Here is a 1,986-nt window from a genome sequence, read left to right as displayed (position 1 = left end):
CGGGTGACGAAAGGCCGCGGTGCATCCGGATCGAAGGCGGCCATCAGCGTGAGGCAGGGATCAAGGCGCACGCCGCCAACCTCGCGGGACATCGGATGCTCGGGACCGATCAGGTTCGAGACCTGAGGGGCGGGCACCATGAGGACAACGCGGTCGAACAGCTCCGCGCCGTCGGCAAGGGTCACCCTCCAGCCATGTTTCGTCTCGTGCAGCGCGACGACCTCCACACCCTGGCGGATATCGATGCCACGTGCCAGATACTTCGCCAGCCCGGTCATGCCCGGTGTGCCGACGACATGCGGGCGGTCCGACCCGTCGTCCCAGAGTGCGGCGGCCCCGGCGGTCTCTGCCTCGTTCAACAGCGTCGTGAAACGCGGCGTTGTCGCGGTGATGTATTGCGCACCGTGATCGAACTGCCGACCCTCCGGCGCCCGCCGGGTGGCCAGCCGTCCACCGATCCCTCGGCCTTTGTCGAACACGATCGGCGCATATCCGGCATCCGTCAGGCGCCGCGCACAGGCGAGCCCGGCCATACCGGAGCCGATGACTGCGATTCGCTCTGCCTTGACCATCATGTCACCCCATGGTCCGCGAGATCCTCGAAGTCGTCCGTTGGATCTTGCGGTAGGCTTGCCCGATGGTTTTCACCTTCCGGATCCTTGTCCTTCAAGTGCCGAGCGGTGCTCGGTCGATCGCCGAGAGCTCCCGATTCACCTCGAATAACTTGGCGTTGACGTGCGGCACACCGAAGCCGACGAGTCGCTCGGTGTGCATCGCCAGATAGGCTTCGGCACTGGGCCTGTCGGCGAAGAGATAAATGCCGCCGGCCTCGCTCGTTTCGGGGTTCTCGGTCCAGATCTTCCAGAGCAGGCCGGGCTCTTGGGCGATGGATCGGGCGAGGCCCTGCATGGCGGCGCTCATCTCGGCGCCCCAAGGGCCTTGGAAGGGGAAGTCGATCTGTAGGAGGATGGGCATCGGGACCTCTCGTTGGTGCGTTGGAGTGTAAGGCATTGGAGTCTACTGCAACGGCGGTCTGCCAGCGGAGGCTCCGACCGACGACACATCCACGTGGTTCGCATGGGAGAGCATGACAATGGGCCTGAAATTCGATGCGCTCTCCGAGCAGCACATCCGCTTCATCGCCGAGCAGAAGATCTTCTTCGTCGCCACGGCCACCGAGGACAGTCGCGTCAACCTTTCTCCGAAGGGGATGGATGCCCTGCGGGTCGTCGATGAGCGTCGTGTCCTGTGGCTGAACCTGACCGGCAGCGGCAACGAGACCTCTGCCCACGTGCAGCAAGATCCGCGGATGACGCTGATGTTCTGCGCCTTCGAGGATCCGCCGATGATCCTGCGGGTCTACGGGGCGGCGCGTGTAGTCCACCCGGGTGATCCCGGCTGGGCCGATCTTCTGTCGTTGTTCAAGCCGTTCCCCGGGGCGCGTCAGATCTTCGACCTCGCCGTGGACTTGGTGCAGACCTCCTGCGGGATGGGCGTGCCCTACTTCGCGTATGGCGGCGATCGCGAGCAGCTCGTCGACTGGGCGGTGAAGAAGGGAGAGGAAGGCGTGCGCGACTACTGGGAGCAGAAGAACCAGTTGAGTATCGACGGCACCCCGACCCGGATCCTCGACAGGGAACGGTAGCGAGCTCATGGATCGCGAATCCCTTTTGGATGAAATCCGCCGGCGCAACCGCGCCCACCTCCCTGCCCTGCTCGTTGCGTTGGAGCGCGCCAGGGCCGGCATCCGCCTCACCCGTGCGGATCACGAGGCCGTGATCGACAGCCTGGAGAACGGCAACGCGAGCATGGCGCTCGAGGAGCCCGATCGGGCTGAGCGTGCGCTGCGGAGGTGGCACGCCTGGAGCGCGTGCTGGCGTCGGAGGATACAGCGCCACCGGTTCAACTCTCCGAGGGCGAGCGCGAGCGCCTCCTCGCCTTGGGCGGCGATCTCGAGCGCGTCTGGAATCATCCCGCAGCCACGCC

Annotated in this window: 3 protein-coding genes; 1 reads left to right on the top strand and 2 read right to left on the bottom strand. The window is 65.5% G+C overall.

The genetic code is table 11. The annotated features are described in order from the left end of the window. Together VLR48_RS16990 and VLR48_RS16985 are read right to left on the bottom strand one after the other, a co-directional pair. Positions 1-575 (bottom strand): NAD(P)/FAD-dependent oxidoreductase (locus VLR48_RS16990; RefSeq protein WP_325292928.1); only part of this gene is annotated, 575 nt, incomplete at its 3' end. Positions 576-666: 91 nt separating this feature from the next. After that, entirely contained in the window at positions 667-975 is a 309-nt protein-coding gene (locus VLR48_RS16985) for a monooxygenase (protein WP_325292927.1), read from the bottom strand. A gap of 118 nt (positions 976-1,093) precedes the next feature. Here VLR48_RS16985 and VLR48_RS16980 point away from each other — a divergent pair, with 118 nt between their 5' ends. Further along, complete coding sequence (locus tag VLR48_RS16980; protein ID WP_325292926.1) at positions 1,094-1,645, top strand: pyridoxamine 5'-phosphate oxidase family protein; 552 nt, start codon at positions 1,094-1,096, stop codon at positions 1,643-1,645. Positions 1,646-1,986: the final 341 nt, after the last annotated feature.

Source organism: Thiocapsa sp., assembly GCF_035467215.1.
Classification (GTDB): domain Bacteria; phylum Pseudomonadota; class Gammaproteobacteria; order Chromatiales; family Chromatiaceae; genus Thiocapsa.
Note: the sequence above shows the minus strand (reverse complement) of the source record. Positions and strands in the feature narration are given on the sequence as shown.